An 18,365-nucleotide genomic window follows, 5' to 3' on the forward strand; every position below is an offset into this window, starting at 1 on the left:
GCGTCTGCGTCGGCGTCGGCGGGAGCATGCCGAAGGGGCTGCCCGTCCCCCCGGACCGGGCAGCCCCCTCGGAGCGTGGGTGTCACGGCTTCTGGAAACCGGCGTCCTGGAGGATCTTCTGCGCCTCCGGGGTGCTCAGCCAGGCCACGAACGCGGCGGCGGCCTCGGCGTTCTTGGACTGCTTGAGCGTGGCGGCCGGGTAGGACGCGACGGCGTTCTGGTCGTCGGGGATGTCGACGGTGACGACCTTGTCGCCGGACTTGGCGGAGTCCGTCTTGTAGACCAGGCCGGCGTCGGCCTCGCCCAGTTCGACCTTGCTCAGGACGGCGCGGACGTTGGGCTCCTGGGAGACCGGCTTCACCTCGATCTTCTGGGCGTCCAGGATCTGCTTGCTGTACCGGCCGACGGGGACCTCGGGCGCCGCGAGGACGACCTTGATCTTGGTGTCGGCGAGGTCCTTCAGCTCGGCGATCTTGAAGGGGTTGCCCTTGCCGGCGGCGATGACCAGGCGGTTCTTCGCGATGACCGTGGCGTCGTTGGTGTCGGCCCTGAGGCCGTCCATGGTCTTGGTGTCGGCGGTCACCAGCGCGTCGGCCGGGGAACCCTGCTTGACCTGGGCGGCGAGCTCCTGCGAGCCGGCGAAGGAGAAGGTCACCTTCGTGCCCGGGTGGGACTTCTCGTAGGCCGCGCCGGCCGTCTTGAAGACGTCGGTGAGGGACGAGGCGGCGAGCACGGTGAGGTTCGCGGGCTTGGCCCCGGCGGAGGCGGAGGCCGGGGCGGACGGGGCGGCGGCCGCGTCGTCCTTCTTGTCGCCGTCGCCGCCGTTGCCGCCGCAGGCGGACAGCGGGACGAGCAGGGCGGCGGTCAGGGCGGCGGCGGCCGCGCGGCGGCGGTTCAGGATCGCGTGCACGGGAGGGCTCCTCGGTCGGGTCCGCGGCCGGCCGGATGCCGGGCCGCGCGGTGTGACCCGCGCCGTGACGGGCGGAGCGGGTGGGGACGGGCGCGGGGTGCGCCGTGGGCGCTCGTGGTACGCGGTGAGCGGGGCGGCCGCGTGCCGCGCCGGGACGGTGTCAGGTGCGGTCGATGTGCACGCTGGTCGACTTCACGCGGGCGGTGGCCCGCATGCCGACCTCCAGTCCCAGTTCCTCGACGGCCTCGCGGGTCAGCAGGGAGACCAGCCGGTGGGGACCCGCCTGGATCTCGACCTGGGCGGCGACGTCGCCGAGCCTGACGGCCGTGACGATGCCGGGGAAGGCGTTGCGCGCCGAGGTGTACGGCTCCCCGTCCTCGGTGTGGGCGCCCTGCCCCACCTCGACGGAGAAGGCCGCCAGGTCACGGCCGTCGATCAGGCGACGGCCCGCCTCGTCGCGATGGGTCGCGACCCGGCCGGCGTCGGCCCAGCGGCGCGCGGTGTCCGGGCTGACGCCCAGGAGACGCGCCGCCTGTCCGATGGTGTAGGACTGCATGTGCGACAAGGTAGGGCCACTCGGCCCGCATGTGCAATTCGTTTGGCTCGTTCTCTATCGCATATGCCATGCCTCTTGTGGTATCCGCCAAAATGAGTTCCGCCGCGGGGCCGCCGGATCGATAGGCTCGGCGCATGGCTGATACGAAGAACACGGGCGGAGCGGCCGGTACGGGCGCGGGTCCGCTGGAGGCGGGCACCGCGCGGGTGGACGCCTGGATCTGGTCGGTCCGGCTCACCAAGACCCGGTCCGTCGCGGCGACCGCCTGCCGGGCGGGACACGTCAAGGTCAACGGGGAGCGCGCGAAGCCGGCGCAGCAGGTGCGGGCCGGGGACGAGGTGCGGCTGTTCCACGCGGGGCGGGAGCGGGTCGTGGTGGTGCGCAGGCCCGTGACCAAGCGGGTGGGTGCGCCGGTGGCCGTGGAGTGCTTCGTCGACAACAGCCCTCCGGTGCCGACGGCCGTGGAGGCGGCCGTCGTCGGGATCCGGGACCGGGGCGCCGGGCGCCCCACCAAGCGGGAACGGCGGGAGTTCGACACCCTGCGGGGGCGGTAGCCGGCCGGGGGTCCCGGGGCTCCGCCCCCGGACCCCCGCACCTTGAGCCGGAGCCGGGCCGTCAGGCCTTGCGGTAGTCGTACGCCTCGGTGGCCGCCGCCGCCACGGCCTCCAGGGAGGCGCCCGCCGAGGCGGCGACCACCGCCGCCACCGCGCCCTCCAGGAACGGGGCGTCCACGAGGACGGAGTGCGGTGGGAGGTCGCCGTCCTCCAGGAGCGCCTTCACCGTCAGGACGGAGCTGCCCAAGTCCGTCAGCAGGGCGACCCCGGCCCCCTGGTCCACCGAGGCCGCCGCCGCGAGGATCAGCTCCGCGCTCGTGCCCAGGCCCCCGTCGGGGCTGCCGCCCGCCGGTGCCACCGGGGCCACCGCGCCGCCCGCCGCCAGGCCCTGGGCCAGCCGCGCCACCGACTCCGCGACCTGCGCGCTGTGCGAGACCAGGACGATGCCGACCGGGGTCATGCGCCGGCCCCTTCCGCCGTGTCGGCCAGGGCGGCCAGCAGGAGGGCCGAGGAGGTGGCGCCCGGGTCCTGGTGGCCGACGCTGCGTTCGCCCAGGTAGCTGGCCCGGCCCTTGCGGGCCACTATCGGCACCGTCGCGAGGGCCCCCGCCTCCGCCGCCGCCCCGGCCGCCGCGTACGAGGTGCCCAGGGCCGCGACCCCCGGGACCAGGGCGTCCAGCATCGTCTTGTCGCCCGGCGCCGCCCCGCCCAGCTGGGACACCGCGCCCACCCCCGCCTCCAGGGCCTGGTGCAGCGCGGTGTCCTCGACCTCGGGGGCGTCCCCGAGTTCCTTGCCCGTGCGGCGCAGCAGCGTGCCGTACAGGGGGCCGGACGCGCCGCCGACCGTGGAGATCAGGGTGCGGCCCGCCAGCTGGAGGAGGGCGCCGGGCGCCGTGGCGGGGTCCGCCCCGGCGAGGGCGGCGCGGACGGCCGTGAAGCCCCGCAGGAGGTTGGCCCCGTGGTCGGCGTCGCCGATGGGGGAGTCGAGCTCGGTCAGCCGGTCCGCCTCCCGCTCCACCGCCGCCGCGGCGGCCTCCAGCCAGCGCCGGAAGAACTCTGCGTCACGCACCGCGATCCTTTCGTTCGTCCATCGTCGTGTGTCCGGCCGTCCGCGCCCCGCCCGCTCAGCGGCCCCAGCGCAGGGCCGGGGTCTGGACCGGGGCGTCCCAGAGCCTCAGCAGCTCCTCGTCCGCCCGGCACAGCGTCACCGAACAGCCCGCCATGTCGAGGGAGGTGACGTAGTTCCCGACCAGGGCGCGGGCCACCGTGACCCCGCGCGCCGTCAGGAGCCGGGACACCTCGGCGTGGAACCCGTACAGCTCCAGCAGCGGCGTCGCGCCCATCCCGTTGACCAGGGCCAGGACGGGACCGTCCGCCGGACCGCCCGTCTGCGCGAGGTCGTCGAGGACCGCGCCCACCGCCACCTCCGCGATCTCCCGTGAGGTCATCATGGCCCGCCGCTCCCGGCCCGGTTCCCCGTGGATGCCGATCCCCAGCTCCAGCTCCCCGTCCGGGAGTTCGAAGGTCGGGCTGCCCTTGGCGGGGGTGGTGCAGGCGCTGAGCGCGACGCCGAAGCTGCGGGAGCTCTCGTTGACCCGCCGGGCCAGCGCCGCGACCCGGTCCAGCGGCGCACCCTCCTCGGCGGCCGCCCCGGCGATCTTCTCCACGAACAGGGTGGCGCCCGTACCGCGCCGTCCGGCCGTGTACAGGCTGTCCGTGACGGCGACGTCGTCGTTGACGAGGACGCTCTCCACGCGCAGCCCGTCCTCCTCGGCGAGCTCGGCCGCCATCTGGAAGTTGAGCACGTCCCCGGTGTAGTTCTTGACGACGAACAGGACGCCCTGCCCGGCGTCGACCGCGCCGGCCGCGTGCAGCATCTGGTTCGGCACGGGGCTGGTGAACACCTCGCCGGGGCAGGCGGCCGAGAGCATCCCGTACCCCACGAACCCGCCGTGCAGCGGCTCGTGCCCGGAGCCGCCGCCGGAGACCAGGCCGACCCGGCCGCCGCTCTTCGCGTCGCGCCGTACGACCACCCGCCGCTCCACGTCCACGTCGAGGTCGGGATGGGCGGCCGCCATCCCGTGCAGCGCGTCGGCGACTACGGTGTCCGCGGAGTTGATGAGCATCCTCAAAACTGCCTCCCAGGTGGCGCGGCCGTCCGGCCCCGTTGGCGGCCGGGGTCTCGAAGTCAACCACGGCCGGACGCCGGATCAGGGGAGGAACGGCCAGGAGGACGGCGGATCGGCCGTGCGTACCGGGAGCCCGGTGTCAGCCGTCCCGCTCGCGCAGCCGGCGGCTGACCTCGCCGAGGCCCTCGGCCAGCGCGTCGAGCTGCTCGGGGGTGAGCACGTCGACGAGGGCCGCCCGGACGGCCGTCACGTGGCCGGGCGCCGCCGCCTCCAGCCGGGCCCGGCCCGCGTCGGTGAGGACGGCGAAGACCCCGCGCACGTCGGAGGGGCAGCTGCGGCGGCGGACCAGCCCGGCCTTCTCCATCTGGGTGACCTGGTAGGTGAGCCCGCTCTTGGAGTTGATCAGTCCGTTGGCGAGTTCCGTCATGCGCAGCTCGCCGCCGGGCGCGGCGGCGAGCCGCACGAGGATCTCGTACTGGGGGTGGGAGAGTCCGGAATCGTCCTTGAGCTGCTGATCGAGATGCCGGTTCACCAGGGCGGAAGCGGCCAGGAAGCCCCTCCAGGCCCGCATCTCGCGCTCGTCGAGCCATCTCGTGCCGTCCATGCCGCCAGGGTACACGAGTTGTTCGAATTTGAATCACTGGTTAGTCTCGGCGTCGGCGGTTCGAATTTGAACAACCAGCTCGCCGAACCACTCCCCGGGCCGCCCCGACCGGAAGGAAACCCCCATGACCAGCGCCTCCGCCACCGCGACGAAGGCCCCGGCCACGGCACTGGCCGTCTCCGCCACCCCCGCCCCCTCCACGGCGGGCCGCGACGCCGGCCTGCTCCTGCTGCGCCTCGTCCTCGGCCTTACCGTCGCCGGCCACGGCGTCCAGAAGCTCTTCGGCTGGTTCGGCGGCGGCGGGATCAGCGGCACCGGCCAGTTCTTCACCTCCGTCGGCTACCCGGCGGGCGACGCCATGGCCGCCCTCGCCGGCCTGACCGAGACCCTGGGCGGCCTCGGCCTCGCCGCCGGCCTGCTCACCCCGCTCGCCGGCGCCGCCGTCACCGGCACGATGATCAACGCCCTCGCCGTCCACGGCGCCGGGGCCTTCTTCGCCCCCAAGGGCATGGAGTACGAACTCCTCCTCGCGGCGGCCGCCGCGGCCCTCACCCTCACCGGCCCCGGCCGCTACGCCCTGGACCGCGCCCTGCCGCTGCCGGCGCTGCGCGACCCCCGCCCGTCGGTGGGCGCCTCGGCCCTCGCCCTCGGCCTGGTCCTCGCCGCCGTCACCCTCCTCGTGCGGAGCTGACCGCCCCGGCCGTCCCCGCCCCGGCGGCGGGGACGGCCCGCGCCGCCACCCCGTTCCGGCCGGCTGATTGACCCCGGGAAATCGGGGGAACAGCGGAGGAATGACACAACCCATCGAAGACTACGCACTCATCGGCGACCTCATGACCAGCGCACTGGTAGGCCGCGACGGGTCCATCGACTGGCTGTGCCTGCCCCGCTTCGACTCCGCCGCCTGCTTCGCCGCCCTCCTCGGCGACCGGGAGAACGGCCACTGGACGATCGCCCCGGCCGGCGCCGCCGACGGCGAGCGCTGCACCCGCCGGGCGTACGCCGACGGCTCACTGGTCCTGGAGTCCTTCTGGGAGACCGGCGAGGGCACCGTCAAGGTCACCGACTTCATGCCCCAGCGCGACACCGCCCCCGACGTCATGCGCGTCGTCGAGGGGATCTCCGGCCACGTCACCGTCCGCAGCACCCTGCGCCTGCGCTTCGACTACGGCCACGTCGTCCCCTGGGTCCGGCGCAGCGAGGGCGACCGCGTCGCCGTCGCCGGACCGGACTCGGTCTGGTTCCGCAGCGAGCCCGCCGTCCGCACCTGGGGCGAGGCCAACAGCACCCGCTCCGAGTTCACCGTCGGCCCCGGCGAGAAGGTCGCCTTCGTCCTCACCTGGCACCCCTCGCACGAACCGCGCCCCGCGCGCGTCGACCCGTACGAGGCCCTGGAGCAGAGCCTCGCCGACTGGCGGGACTGGTCCGCCCAGTGCGGCTACCGCGGCCCCTACGAGGAGGCCGTCACCCGCTCCCTCATCACCCTCAAGGCCCTCACCTACGCCCCCACCGGCGGCATCGCCGCGGCCGCCACCACCTCCCTGCCCGAGGAACTCGGCGGCGTCCGCAACTGGGACTACCGCTACTGCTGGCTCCGCGACGCCACCCTGACCCTCGGCGCCCTGCTGAGCACCGGCTTCCGCGACGAGGCCCGGGCCTGGCGCGGCTGGCTGCTGCGCGCCGTCGCCGGCGACCCGGCCGACCTCCAGATCATGTACGGGATCGGCGGCGAGCGCCGCATCCCCGAGACGGAACTGCCCTGGCTGCGCGGGTACGAGGGCTCCGCGCCCGTCCGCGTGGGCAACGCCGCCGTGGACCAGCTCCAGCTCGACGTCTACGGCGAGGTCCTCGACTCCCTGTACCTGGCCCGGTCCACCGGACTGGCCTCGGAACGGCACGCCTGGAAGATCCAGCTCGCCCTGCTCGACTTCCTGGAGGACAACTGGCGCCGCCCCGACGAGGGCCTGTGGGAGGTGCGCGGCCCGCGCCGCCACTTCACCCACTCCAAGGTGATGGCCTGGGTGGCCGCCGACCGGGCCGTACGGACCCTGGAGGCCGCCCCCCACATGCCCGGCGACGTGGAGCGCTGGCGGACCATGCGCGAGGAGGTCCACCGCGACGTCTGCGAGCACGGCTACGACCCCGTCCGGGGCACCTTCACCCAGTACTACGGATCGCGCGAACTGGACGCGGCGACCCTGCTCATCCCCCGCGTCGGCTTCCTGCCCCCCGACGACCCGCGCGTGATCGGCACCGTCGACGCCGTACGGGCCGAGCTCGGCAGCAGCGGCCTGGTCCGCCGCTACAGCACCGAGGGCCCCTCCGTCGACGGACTGCCCGGCGACGAAGGGGCCTTCCTGGCCTGCTCCTTCTGGCTGGCGGACGCCCTCCACCTCACCGGCCGTACCAAAGAGGCCCGCGCCCTCTTCGAACGCCTCCTGGACGTCCGCAACGACGTGGGGCTGCTAGCCGAGGAGTACGACCCCGCGAGCGGCCGCCAGCTCGGCAACTTCCCCCAGGCCTTCAGCCACATCGGCCTGGTGAACACCGCCCTCACCCTCGGCGCGGGCGACGCCTGACCCCGGGGAACGCCCGTGGGGCCGCCGCACGGTGCGACGGCCCCACGGGGCGCTGGTCCGGGCCGGCGGTTACGCCTGCTCCGGCTCCTCGGCGTCCTCCGGGATGCTGACCAGCCAGCGCGTGTCCTTGCGCGGCCGCAGGTACAGGGCCCAGTAGAGGGTGGCGACGGCGGTGATGCCGCCGGTCCACAGCAGGTACTCGGTCTCCTGCTGGGTCAGGATGTACGCCAGGACGGCGATCAGCGCGATCGGCACGGCCGGCCACAGCGGCATCCGCCAGGCGGCCGCCTCACGGTGCGCCCCGCGCCGGCTGAACAGCGCCGCCACCGCGACCAGCAGGTACATGCCGGTCACCGACACGCCGGTCACCCCGTACAGGGTGTCCAGGTTGACGAAGCACATCGCCGCGCCCGGCAGGCCCACCAGCAGGGTGGCCACCCACGGGGAGCCGAAGCGGCCGAGCCGGGACAGGCCGCGGTTGACCGGCTCGGGCCAGGCCTTGTCGCGGGCGGAGGCGAAGAGCACCCGGGAGTTCTGGATGACCATGACGATGCCCGCGTTGATGATGGCGAGGGCCACGCAGAGGCTGACGAAGGTGCCGACGGCCGAGTTCGACCAGGCGGTCACCATCGCGCCGAGGTCGCCGGAGGTCAGCGCGTCCAGGTCCGGGGCGCCCAGGGTGATCGCGATGACCGGGACCAGGATGACGGCGGTGGAGATGGCGAGCGTGGCGAGCACGGTCCGAGGGACGTTGCGGCGCGGCTTCTCCAGCTCCTCCGAGAGGTAGACGGCCGTGGAGAAGCCCTGGGTGATGAACAGCGCGATCGCCAGCCCGGAGACCACCATCATCGCCGTCACCGTGGAGGTGCCGCCGCCCTCGGCGGCCACCGTGCCGTGCACCAGCGCGCCGGCGCCCCGCTCGCCGTGGGCGAAGCCCAGTACGGCCACGAGTGCGGCCGCGACCACCTCGAGGACGAGGAAGATGCCGGTGATCCAGGCGTTGGCCCGCAGGTCCAGCAGACCGGCGAGGGTCGCGAGCAGCATCACCGCGCCGCCGGCCACCGGGGCCGGTATGTGCACCACGGGGGCCAGGTAGTCGGCGGTGCCCATGGCGATCACCGGGGGCACGATCATCACCACGAGCAGGGACAGTACGAACACCAGCCAGCCCGCGAGCCGGCCCGCGAGGGTGGAGACCATCGCGTACTCGCCGCCCGCGCTGGGGATCAGGGTGCCCAGCTCCGAGTAGCAGAACGCCACGCCGATACAGAGCAGCGAGCCGATCGCGATCGTCAGGGCGGTCCAGGTGCCGAGGCTGGAGAAGAGATCGGGCACGACGACGAACAGGGTCGAGGCGGGCGTCACGCACGACAGCGTGAGCAGGGTTCCTCCGACGACGCCGATGGAGCGCTTGAGCTTCTGGGGGGTGGGCCCGGTGGCGGGGGCGAGCGCCTGGGGAGCGCTGATCGTTTCAGTCATCGGTGCGGCAATTCCGATCGGCAGTTGCGAAGAGGGGGTGCGGGAGCGGTATCGCCTCCGGGGCGGTGGTGGGCACTTCTGCTGGGTGGCTCCCGTGGCCGATATGGAAACTCGACGACATCCGCAGGTCAATAGATGTCCACCTGCGGATTCCATCGTGCGCGGGGCCTCGGTGCCGCCGATCCGAGTGTTAAGGCCGCGTAAACGCTGACCGTTCGAGCGGTGCGGGAACCGAAGGGAGATCGAATGAATTTCCTTCCGCTTTGCACGATGTCAAGACGTCCCAGGGGTGGAGATACGTCTGCTCCTGCGGGCGTATGTGCCAAGCGCCGGGATCGTCCGTCCGGACGATGGGGGCCCGCGCCCGCCCCGACAGAATCGAGCCCACAAGATCACTTGGCGGCCCCTGACCGGCCGCCCGACCCGGGGGAGACCCACGTGCAGTTCGCGCAGCAGCACCGCAACCGCCGCTTACGGGGAGCCGCGGCCGCCGCGGCCGTCACCCTGGCCCTGCTCGCCGGCGCTCCGGCACAGGCGGCCACCGTGCCCCCCGCGGAGTCCTCCGCCGCCGCCGACGGCATCGACCGCGCCGCCCTCGCCAAGGCGCTGGACGCCGTGCACGAGGCCGGCGTCTACGGGGCGTACGCCACCGTCCGCGACGGGCGCGCCCGCTGGAACGGGGCCACCGGCGTCGCCGACCGGGACACCGGCCGCCCCACCACCCCGGGCATGCGCCACCGGGTCGGCAGCATCACCAAGTCCTTCACCGCCGTCGCCGTACTCCAGCAGAGCGCCCGGGGCCGCATCGGGCTCGACCGGCCCGTCGCCGACTACGTCCCCGGCCTGCTGCCGGGGGAGCGCGGCCACAAGGTCACCGTGCGGATGCTGCTGAACCACACCAGCGGGATCGCCGACTACGCCGCCGAGGCCTTCCCGTCCCTCAAGGAGGGCTCGACGAGGAGCCTGGACGAGTTCCGTTACCGCAGCATCACCCCCGGCCGGCTCATCGCCCTGGGCACGTCCCAGCCGCAGCTCTTCGAGCCGGGCTCGGACTGGTCGTACTCGAACACCAACTACGTGCTGCTGGGCGAGGTGTTGCGCCAGGTCACCGGGGAGGACCCCGAGAAGGTCATCACCCGGGACGTGATCCGCCGGGCCGGGCTGCGGGACACCTACTTCCCCGGCACCGAGGCGCGGATCAAGGGCCCCCACGCCCGGATGTACGAGAACTGGTACGGGCTCATCGACCCGCCGCGTGATTACGCCGACTACAACATGACCTGGGCCGGAACGGCCGGCGCGCTCGTCTCCACCACGGACGACCTGACCGCCTTCTACCGGGCCCTGTTCCAGGGCCGCCTGCTGCCCGCGGAACAGCTGGACCAGATGCGGACCACCGTGCCGGTCAAGGACGAGACCGGCGCCGTCGCCATGCGCTACGGGCTGGGCGTGTTCTCCGTGGAAACGCCCTGCGGGCCGGCCTGGGGCCACAACGGGGCCGTCTTCGGCGCCGGCACCGAAGCCATGACCACCGCCGACGGCACCCGGCAGTACGCGGCGGGCCACAACCTGATGAAGTACGAGCGTTTCGACGCCGAGGGGAAGCCGGTCCCGCACCCCGCCGACGCCGCCCGGGGCGCCTTCGCGATCCGCGCCCTGTGCCCGGCCGCCGACGCCGCCCGCACGGCCGCCGCCCCGCGGCCCCTCCCCGAGCCCCTGGACTCCCTCCCCTTCAGGGGGCTCCACCGCTAGCCGGTGTCCGCGGTGCCCGTGCGGGAGGCCAGCAGGAGGGCGATGTCGTCCGGGCGGTCGGCCTGGCCGCCCGCCACCGCCACCAGACGGTCGGCCGTCTCCGTCAGCGGGGCCGGCCGGGCGGCGGCCAGGGCGGCCCGCAGCCGCTCCACGCCCTCGTCGATGTCCGCGCCCGGCACCTCCACCAGCCCGTCGGTGTACAGGGCCAGCACCCCGCCCGGCTCCAGCAGCAGCTCCGTCTGCGGGTAGGCGGCCCCCGGATCGACGCCCAGGACTACCCCGCCCGTCAGGTCCAGCACCTCGGCGCGGCCGTCCGCGCGGCGCAGCAGCGGCTGCGGATGCCCGGCGCGGGCCGCCAGGGCACGGCCCGTCGCCGGGTCGAGCAGGACGTAGCAGCAACTGGCGAACTGACCCGGGTCCAGGTCGATCAGCAGCCGGTTCGTGCCCCGCACCACCTGCTCCGGGGTGTTCCCGCCGAGCGCGAACGCCCGTACCGCGCTGCGCAGCTGGCCCATGGTCGCGGCCGCCGCCACCCCGTGCCCCTGGACGTCCCCGATGACCAGGGCCAGCCGGCCCGGAGCCGTCTCGATGACGTCGTACCAGTCGCCGCCCACGTCCATCCCGGCCGAACCGGGCAGGTAACGGCCCACCGTGGCCACCCGCCCCGTCGCCGGCAGCCGGTGCGGCAGCAGCGCCGCCTGGAGCCCCCGGGCCAGCGCCGCCTCGCTGTCGTAGCGCTGAGCCCGGGCCAGGGCCTGCGCGATCAGCCCGGCCAGCGCGGTGAGGACCGTACGCTCCTCCCGGCTGAATCCGCGCGGCGCGTCGAAGCCGAGGATGCAGGAGCCCACCGGGCGGCCCGAGGCGATCAGCGGCAGGAAGGCGCGGGCGCCCACGTCGGCGTCCAGCGGGATCCCCGGATACGCCGACGCCAGGTGCTGCATGGACTCGAAGAACAGCGGCCGCCCCGAGGTCAGCGTCTCCACGCCCGGCAGCCGCACGTCCAGCGAGACCCCGTCGAAGCGGTCCAGGAACCCCTGCGGGAACCCGGTCTCCCAGGCCAGGTGCAGGTGCCGCTCGTCCAGCAGGTAGATCGCCAGCTGCCGGCCCCCGAACGCCGGCAGCAGCTCCTCCGTGACCACCGCCGACACCTGGCGGGCCGTCATCGCCTCGGTCAGCGCGATCGCCAGGGCCACCGGCCGGTACAGGGCCGAGGCCCGGTCGGCCGGCTCCCCGGGCCCGCCCCCGGGCCCCGCCGCCTCACCCGCCGGGTACACGGGCCGCCCGGCCCCCTCCAGGGTCACCGTCACCCCCGACGGCCCCGGATACAGGACCACCGACAGCGCCGCCGGATCCGCGTCCGCCGCGCGCCGGGCGTCGAAGCGGACCGGCTCCCCGGACAGGAACGCCCCCCGGAAGTGGTCCTCGTACGCGGGGTGTCCCAGCCACGGCAGAGCCTCCCACAGCACCCGCCCCGGCAGCCGCCCCGCGGGCAGCCCCGCCAGCGTTCCCGCAGCCGCGTTCGCGAAGCCGATGACGCCCTGCCGGTCCACGGACAGCACCCCCAGCGACAGCCGCTCCGCCGCCTCCGCACCGCCCCCGCCCGCCACCGGCCAGGGCACGCACAGCGGATCATCCTCCCAGCACACCGGATCCCCGGCGGCCGTCAGTCCGGCCAGCTCCCGCCCCAGATCCCCGGCGGCCTCCCGCATCCGCGCCCGGTCGGCCGCCCCGACCGGGACGCCGGGGGTCGCCGGACGCACCACCAGCAGCACCCCGAACCGCTGTTCCCCGCAGCCCACCGGCTCGTACAGCGACCCGAACGGGAACGGCAGCCCCGCCATCAGCTGCGGGAAGCGCCGCACGGTGCTCTCCCCGTCCGGCAGGTGGACGGCCTGCCCGCTGCGGAACGCCTCCGCCACCGGGTAGGGGCGGTTCACCTGGATCCGCCACCAGGGCCGGAACAGCGCCCCCGGCAGACCCGTCACCGCCGCCATCCGCAGCAGCCCCTCGGTGCCCGAGCGCAGGTAGACCCCGCCCGCGTACCCGCCGAGGGCCCGCACGGCACCCGCCGTCGCCCGCGCGAGCACCCGGCCCGCGGCGTCGGACGCCGGGCCGCCGCCGTCCGGTCTGGCCGTCATACGGTCAGGATGCTCCCTGGCCCCCGGCCGCTGCACTCCGGCGTTCGCGCGGCTCCCGGAAGCCGGACACCACCGCCGCCGAGGCGACCAGCAGGACCGCCGCGACCGTACGCAGCGCCACCCCCATGGCGTCGGTGAAGCCGGCCGCGTGCACGGCGCCCGCCGCCGGGCCGCCGTGGAGCCGGGAGGCCAGCACGGTGCCGACCACCGCCACGCCCAGCGCCGCGCCGATCTCCCGGGCGGCCGTGTTCAGCCCCGACCCCAGCCCCGCCTGGTGCGCCGGCAGGGCCGACACCACCGTCATCGTCAGCGAGGGGGCGCACAGCCCGGTCCCCACGGACATGACCAGCAGGTAGCAGGCGTACACCGGGTACGGGGTCCGCGCGCCGACGGTGGACACCAGCAGCAGACCGCACGCGATCAGCACCAGCCCCAGACCCACCGGCAGCCGGGGCCCGGTCCGCTGCTGCAGCCGGGCGCCGAAGCGCGGCACCAGCGCCATGCCCACCGTCAGCGGGACGATCGCGAAGCCGGTCTGGGCGGGCGAGAAGCCCTTCGCGTACTGCAGGTACTGGGCGTTGACGAAGAACAGCGAGAAGAGCCCGAAGAACGCGGCCCCGATCCCCAGCGCCCCCGCGCGCAGCCTGCGCGAGGCGAAGATCCGCGGGTCGAGGAGCGGGCGGGCCGCCCGCAGGGCGTACCCGGCGAACGCCGCCAGCAGCGCCGCCCCGGCCCCGAAGGCGATCAGGACCTGCGCCGAGGACCAGCCGTACGCGGGCCCCTCGATGATCCCGTAGACCACCGAGAACAGCGCCCCCGCGAGGATCAGCGCGCCCAGCGGATCGACGGCCGCGTCCGGGCGCGGAGCCGTACGGGGCACCGCGCGGGCCACCGCGAGGGCGAGCAGCGCCGCCAGCGGGACGACCGCCCAGAACAGGGCCCGCCAGGTCAGGAACTCCCCGGCCAGACCACCGCCGACGTTGCCCGCCAGGCCCCCGAGGCCGGCGGAGAGCGTCCAGGTGGCCAGCGCCTGCGGGCGCCGCGCGGGCGGGGTCAGGTGGACCAGTACGGACATCGTGGCCGGCATGATCAGCGCGGCCCCCGCCCCGCACAGCCCGCGCCCGGCGATCAGCACCGCCGGGTCCCGGGCCGGCGCGCTGAGCGCCGCGCCCGCGGCGAACAGGGCGAGCCCGGACAGCAGGGCGCCCTTGCGGCCGTAGCGGTCGCCGAGGGCCCCGGCCGGGATCAGCAGGGCGGCGAAGACGATCACGTAGGCGTCGACGGCCCACAGCAGCTCGCCGGGGCTCGGGTGCAGGGCGGAGGCGGCCAGCTGCGGGATCAGCAGGTTGACCGCGGCGACCATCCCCTGGGCGATGAGCACGCACGTGTAGAGCACGAGCCGGGCGGCAGCGGACAGTCCCGGAGCGGAACCTCCCCCGGCAGCGGGGGCCGCGGCGGACGGACCGCCGGGTCCGGTCCGGGCCGGCGGGCGGGCATGGCGGAGCACGGCTCCTCCTCGGAGTCGGTGGACGGTGGTGGTGACCGGGGGAGATCAACCCCCGCACGACCACCGTAGAGTTGGCCCGACCTGCTTTCCAGTGCAACTTCCGCAAGGGATGAATGCGTGTGACGCAATCCGGATCCACCGGCCTGGACCTGAACCTGCTCCTCGCCCTCGACGTCCTCCTGGAGGAGTCGAGCGTCTCCCGGGCCGCCGCCCGCCTCCACCTCTCCGAGCCCGCCATGAGCCGCACCCTCGGCCGCATCCGCAAGGCCCTCGGAGACCCCGTCCTGGTCCGGGCCGGCCGCACCATGGTCCCCACCCCCCACGCCCTCTCCCTCCAGGGCGAGGTCCGCTCCGTCGTCGAACGGGCCCGGGCCCTGTTCCTCACCGGCGGCGAGGTCGACCTCAGGACCCTGGAGCGCAGCTTCACCGTCCTGGCCCACGACTCCTTCGCCGCCTCCTACGGCGCCACCCTCTTTAGGCGGATGGCCGCCGAGGCGCCCGGCGTCAGGCTCCGGTTCCTCTCGGAGAGCCACATCGACGTGCCCGCCCTGCGCGAAGGGGTCGCGGACCTGGAAATCGGCGTCATCGACAACCGTTCACCCGAGGTACGCGTCGAGCACCTCTTCGACGAGCGGATGCTCGGCGTCGTCCGCCCCGGACACCCGCTCCTGAGCGGCCGCCTCACCGCCCGCCGGTTCGCCGCCGGGGAGCACCTGATCGTCTCGCGGCGCGGCAGGCTGGAAGGGCCCGTGGACACCGCCCTCGCCGAACGGGGCCTGTCCCGGCGTGTCGTGGGCAGCATCGGCTCCTACCCCGCCTCGCTGTTCGTCCTGCGCGATACCGGCCTGATCGGCCTGATCGCCACCCGGACCGTCCCCCAGGCCGAAGCGCTCGGCCTGGTCACCTTCGAGATCCCCCTGGACCTCCCGCCGCTCCCGTTCGGCCTCGCCTGGCACCCCCGCCACGACGCCGACCCCGCGCACGCCTGGCTGCGCGCCCGCGCCCGCGAACTCGTCACCGCGAAGCCGTGACCGCGAAGCCGTGACCGCCCGACGGGAACGTCCCCCGGCCCCGCACCACCCGCCGCACTGACCCGAACGCGTCCCCCGTACGGGGGACGCACCCGCCGCACCGGCCGTCACCCGTGCCCCCGCCGGGGAGGCATGGCGGCATGCACGACGACACGACCGGCCACCCCGCGCCCCGGGCCGCCTTCACCGCGGCCGACGCCTACACCCTGCGCACCGCCCTCGACGCCCTCGGCGGGGTCCGCGACCTCGACACCCTCGACGTGGCCTGCGGACACGGAGGCACCGCCGCACTCCTCGCCGGCGGCGGCGCCCGGCGGACCGTCGGCGTCGACAACTGCCCCGACCGCGTCCGCCGCGCCCGCGAGCGCCAGCACGGCGACCGGGACGGACGCACGGCCGCCGTCGAGTACGTCGTCGCCGACGCCGCCGACCTGCCCCCGCTCGGCCCCTTCGACCTGGTCACCGCCGTCTACCCGTTCAGCCACGCCCCCGACCGCGCCGCCCTGCACGCCATGTTCCGCGGCATCCGCGCCAACCTGCGCCCGGGCGGCCGGCTGCTGTCCCTCGTCCGCAACCCCGGCGCCTATCCGCGCGTCGACTGGTCTCCGTACGGGATGCGCATCCTCGACCGGGTACCGGACGGCGACGCACCCCTGCTCAAGGCCCAGTTCCTGACCGAGCCGCCGCTCCACTTCGAGTACCGCGAATGGGCGCACGCCGACTTCGCCGAAGCCGCCGTCGACGCCGGGTTCTCCACCGTCGCCTGGCAGCCCAGCCGCACCCCGCCCGCCGACGCGGCGCGCGACGAGGCCTACTGGACCGCCTACCGCGCGGCGCCCGTCAGCACCCTCATGACCTGCACGGCATAGGGCCCGGCCCCCGGTGGCCCGGGCTCACTCCTCGTCGGCCGTCGCCCGCACCAGCTCCACGATCCGGTCCCGGGCCGCCCGGCCCTCCGGCACCGGCAGCAGCGGGTACCCGTGCGGCAGGCCCGGCTCCTCGTGCCACTCCACCTCCCCGCCGGCCTCCCGCGCCCGGCGCAGCAGCTCCCGGCTGTCGGTGGTCAGCACGTCCCGGGTCCCGGTGAACACCGTCAGCGGCGCCAGCCCCGCGAACGACCCGTGCAGCGGGCTCACCCGCGGATCGTCCGCCGTCAGCGTGCCCGCGTACAGCCGGCCCGCCTCCGCCAGCCCCGGCCGGGCCAGCACCGGGTCCGCCGCCTCGATCGCCGCCTGCCCGGGATGGCTCATGCTCACGTCCAGCCAGGGCGAGATCAGCACGATCCGCGACGGCTGCGCACCGGTCCGCTCCCGCAGCCGCTGCGCGGCGGCCAGCGCCATCCCGGCCCCCGCGGAGTCCCCGAGCAGCACCGTGCCGCCCGCGCCACCGCTCGCGATCAGCCCGCTCAGCAGGTCCGTGGCGACCGGCACCGTCCGGTCGGCCGTCCCGCGCGGGGCCAGCACGTACGCCGGTACGACCACCCGGGCGCGGGCCCGCGTGACCAGGGTGCGGATCAGCGACCAGTGCGGCCGCACCAGCTCGTTGATGAACGCGCCGCCGTGCACGTACAGCACCCGCGCCACGGGCTCCTGCCCCAGCGGCGCGACGTCGTACACCGGCCAGGCGCCCACGAAGGTCCGCGACACCTCGGCGACCCGCCCCAGCGAACGCGGCGGCAGGTGCGAGGCGGGCCTGCGGGCCGCCTGCGCGACCGTCGCCCGTACCGCCTCCGCGGTGGCGAACCGTCTTCGCCGGCCCGTCGCGACCAGTGCGGCCGACAAAGCCCTGCTGCGCAGACTCGGCACGCCGCTCACCTCCCCTTTCACCCCGGCCCCGGACCGCTCACGCGATCCCCGGCCGGGCCCTACCCCGTTCCAGGGAGGAGCATAGGCGTGAAGCTGCGCTGTCGACCCGCTTAAGAAAGTCTCGATGGACTGATCACCGCACCGATCGGCAGATTGGTGCCCGTCACACGCCGCTCGCGCACCAGCGGGCCCGGCGACCCCTCCTTCCGCACGCCTGGAGCCACCCCCATGAAGGCACTCGTCAAGCACAAAGCCGAACCCGGCCTGTGGCTCATGGACGTCCCCGAGCCCGAGTACGGCCCCGGCGATGTGCTCATCAAGGTGCTGCGCACCGGAATCTGCGGGACCGACCTCCACATCCGAGCCTGGGACGGCTGGGCGCAGGGCGCCGTCAAGACCCCGCTCGTCCTCGGCCACGAGTTCGTCGGCGAGGTCGCGGCGCTCGGCTCCGACGTCCGCGACATCGAGGTCGGCGCCCTGGTCAGCGGCGAGGGCCACCTGGTGTGCGGCAAGTGCCGCAACTGCCTGGCCGGCCGCCGCCACCTGTGCCGCTCCACCATCGGGCTCGGAGTCGGACGCGACGGCGCCTTCGCCGAGTACGTGGTCCTGCCCGCGCAGAACGTCTGGGTGCACCGCACCCCGGTCGACCTCGACGTGGCCGCCATCTTCGACCCCTTCGGCAACGCCGTGCACACCGCGCTGTCCTTCCCGCTGGTCGGCGAGGACGTCCTGATCACCGGCGCGGGCCCGATCGGCATCATGGCGGCGGCCGTCGCCAAGCACGCCGGCGCGCGCAACGTGGTCATCACCGACGTCAGCCCCGAGCGCCTGGAGATCGCCCGCAAGGCGGGCGCCACCCTCGCGGTCAACGTCGCCGAGTCCTCCATCGCCGAGGCGCAGACCCGCCTGGGCCTGCGCGAGGGCTTCGACGTCGGCCTGGAGATGTCCGGGCGCGCCGAGGCGATGCGCGACATGATCGACAACATGACGCACGGCGGCAAGATCGCGATGCTGGGCCTGCCGGCGCAGGAGTTCGCGGTCGACTGGGCCAAGGTCGTCACCTCGATGATCACCATCAAGGGAATCTACGGCCGGGAGATGTTCGAGACCTGGTACGCGATGACCGTGCTGCTGGAGGGCGGGCTCGACCTGACCCCCGTCATCACCGGCCGCTACTCGCACACCGACTTCCAGGCCGCCTTCGACGAGGCCTCCACGGCCCGCAGCGGCAAGATCATCCTGGACTGGACGAAGTAGGACCACGTAGGCCCCCGGCGGCGGGCGCACGCTCCGCACGGCCCCGGCCGGCGCCCGCCGGGCGG

The 18,365-nt window shown here is 74.6% G+C and carries 17 protein-coding genes; 7 read left to right on the plus strand and 10 right to left on the minus strand.

Annotation, left to right across the window (positions count from 1 at the left end; all coding sequences use genetic code 11):
- Positions 1–82 precede the first annotated feature (82 nt).
- Positions 83–910, minus strand: coding sequence for a molybdate ABC transporter substrate-binding protein (gene modA, locus ABT403_RS20895; protein ID WP_344150737.1), 828 nt, complete (start codon positions 908–910; stop codon positions 83–85).
- 160 nt (positions 911–1,070) lie between these two features.
- Entirely contained in the window at positions 1,071–1,466 is a 396-nt protein-coding gene (locus ABT403_RS20900) for a TOBE domain-containing protein (protein ID WP_344150740.1), read from the minus strand.
- 134 nt (positions 1,467–1,600) lie between these two features.
- Here ABT403_RS20900 and ABT403_RS20905 point away from each other — a divergent pair, with 134 nt between their 5' ends.
- On the plus strand, positions 1,601–2,020 hold the full coding sequence (locus ABT403_RS20905) for an RNA-binding S4 domain-containing protein (protein WP_344150743.1): 420 nt from the start codon (positions 1,601–1,603) through the stop codon (positions 2,018–2,020).
- Between the two features lie 61 nt (positions 2,021–2,081).
- On the opposite strand, the gene ABT403_RS20910 is transcribed toward ABT403_RS20905, so the two are convergent.
- From ABT403_RS20910 to ABT403_RS20925, 4 genes are all read right to left on the minus strand, one after another.
- The gene (locus ABT403_RS20910) at positions 2,082–2,480 is read right to left on the minus strand and encodes a PTS-dependent dihydroxyacetone kinase phosphotransferase subunit DhaM (RefSeq protein ID WP_344150746.1); all 399 of its coding nucleotides are present in this window, start codon (positions 2,478–2,480) and stop codon (positions 2,082–2,084) included.
- Positions 2,477–3,088: a dihydroxyacetone kinase subunit DhaL gene (dhaL, locus tag ABT403_RS20915; RefSeq protein WP_344150749.1), complete on the minus strand. Its 612-nt coding sequence runs from the start codon at positions 3,086–3,088 to the stop codon at positions 2,477–2,479. The genes ABT403_RS20910 and dhaL overlap by 4 nt, the downstream gene beginning before the upstream one ends.
- Before the next feature lie 55 nt (positions 3,089–3,143).
- A complete protein-coding gene (gene dhaK / locus ABT403_RS20920; protein WP_344150752.1) occupies positions 3,144–4,151 on the minus strand; it encodes a dihydroxyacetone kinase subunit DhaK in 1,008 nt (335 codons plus the stop codon).
- A gap of 136 nt (positions 4,152–4,287) precedes the next feature.
- Positions 4,288–4,752 (minus strand): MarR family winged helix-turn-helix transcriptional regulator, encoded by a 465-nt coding sequence (locus tag ABT403_RS20925; protein ID WP_344150755.1) that lies wholly within the window; start codon positions 4,750–4,752, stop codon positions 4,288–4,290.
- 124 nt (positions 4,753–4,876) lie between these two features.
- On the opposite strand from ABT403_RS20925, the gene ABT403_RS20930 reads away from it, so the two are divergent.
- Together ABT403_RS20930 and ABT403_RS20935 are read left to right on the plus strand one after the other, a co-directional pair.
- On the plus strand, positions 4,877–5,443 hold the full coding sequence (locus ABT403_RS20930; protein ID WP_344150758.1) for a DoxX family protein: 567 nt from the start codon (positions 4,877–4,879) through the stop codon (positions 5,441–5,443).
- Positions 5,444–5,543: 100 nt separating this feature from the next.
- Positions 5,544–7,331 (plus strand): glycoside hydrolase family 15 protein, encoded by a 1,788-nt coding sequence (locus tag ABT403_RS20935; RefSeq protein WP_344150761.1) that lies wholly within the window; start codon positions 5,544–5,546, stop codon positions 7,329–7,331.
- 69 nt (positions 7,332–7,400) lie between these two features.
- Here ABT403_RS20935 and ABT403_RS20940 read toward each other — a convergent pair whose 3' ends face one another.
- Complete coding sequence (locus ABT403_RS20940; protein ID WP_344150764.1) at positions 7,401–8,810, minus strand: APC family permease; 1,410 nt, start codon at positions 8,808–8,810, stop codon at positions 7,401–7,403.
- A 438-nt stretch (positions 8,811–9,248) separates the two neighbouring features.
- Between ABT403_RS20940 and ABT403_RS20945 the strand changes: the two genes are divergently transcribed.
- Positions 9,249–10,562 (plus strand): serine hydrolase domain-containing protein, encoded by a 1,314-nt coding sequence (locus tag ABT403_RS20945; protein ID WP_344150767.1) that lies wholly within the window; start codon positions 9,249–9,251, stop codon positions 10,560–10,562.
- On the opposite strand, the gene ABT403_RS20950 is transcribed toward ABT403_RS20945, so the two are convergent.
- Positions 10,559–12,700 carry a PP2C family protein-serine/threonine phosphatase gene (locus ABT403_RS20950; protein WP_344150770.1) on the minus strand — a complete coding sequence of 714 codons (2,142 nt, stop codon included), beginning with the start codon at positions 12,698–12,700 and terminating at the stop codon, positions 10,559–10,561. The two genes, ABT403_RS20945 and ABT403_RS20950, sit on opposite strands and share 4 nt — an antisense overlap.
- Before the next feature lie 4 nt (positions 12,701–12,704).
- Positions 12,705–14,117, minus strand: a complete 1,413-nt coding sequence (locus ABT403_RS20955; protein ID WP_425580096.1) for an MFS transporter — start codon at positions 14,115–14,117, stop codon at positions 12,705–12,707.
- Positions 14,118–14,320: 203 nt separating this feature from the next.
- Between ABT403_RS20955 and ABT403_RS20960 the strand changes: the two genes are divergently transcribed.
- Positions 14,321–15,238, plus strand: coding sequence for a LysR family transcriptional regulator (locus tag ABT403_RS20960; RefSeq protein ID WP_344150773.1), 918 nt, complete (start codon positions 14,321–14,323; stop codon positions 15,236–15,238).
- A gap of 140 nt (positions 15,239–15,378) precedes the next feature.
- On the plus strand, positions 15,379–16,107 hold the full coding sequence (locus tag ABT403_RS20965) for a class I SAM-dependent methyltransferase (RefSeq protein ID WP_344150776.1): 729 nt from the start codon (positions 15,379–15,381) through the stop codon (positions 16,105–16,107).
- A gap of 24 nt (positions 16,108–16,131) precedes the next feature.
- Here the strand turns inward: ABT403_RS20965 and ABT403_RS20970 are convergent, their stop codons facing one another.
- Positions 16,132–17,043 carry an alpha/beta hydrolase fold domain-containing protein gene (locus tag ABT403_RS20970; protein WP_344150779.1) on the minus strand — a complete coding sequence of 304 codons (912 nt, stop codon included), beginning with the start codon at positions 17,041–17,043 and terminating at the stop codon, positions 16,132–16,134.
- Positions 17,044–17,271: 228 nt separating this feature from the next.
- Between ABT403_RS20970 and tdh the strand changes: the two genes are divergently transcribed.
- A complete protein-coding gene (gene tdh, locus ABT403_RS20975; RefSeq protein WP_344150785.1) occupies positions 17,272–18,300 on the plus strand; it encodes an L-threonine 3-dehydrogenase in 1,029 nt (342 codons plus the stop codon).
- The last annotated feature ends 65 nt before the right edge of the window (positions 18,301–18,365 follow it).

This window comes from Streptomyces sp. NPDC000075 (genome assembly GCF_040301925.1).
Lineage (GTDB): Bacteria > Actinomycetota > Actinomycetes > Streptomycetales > Streptomycetaceae > Streptomyces > Streptomyces polychromogenes.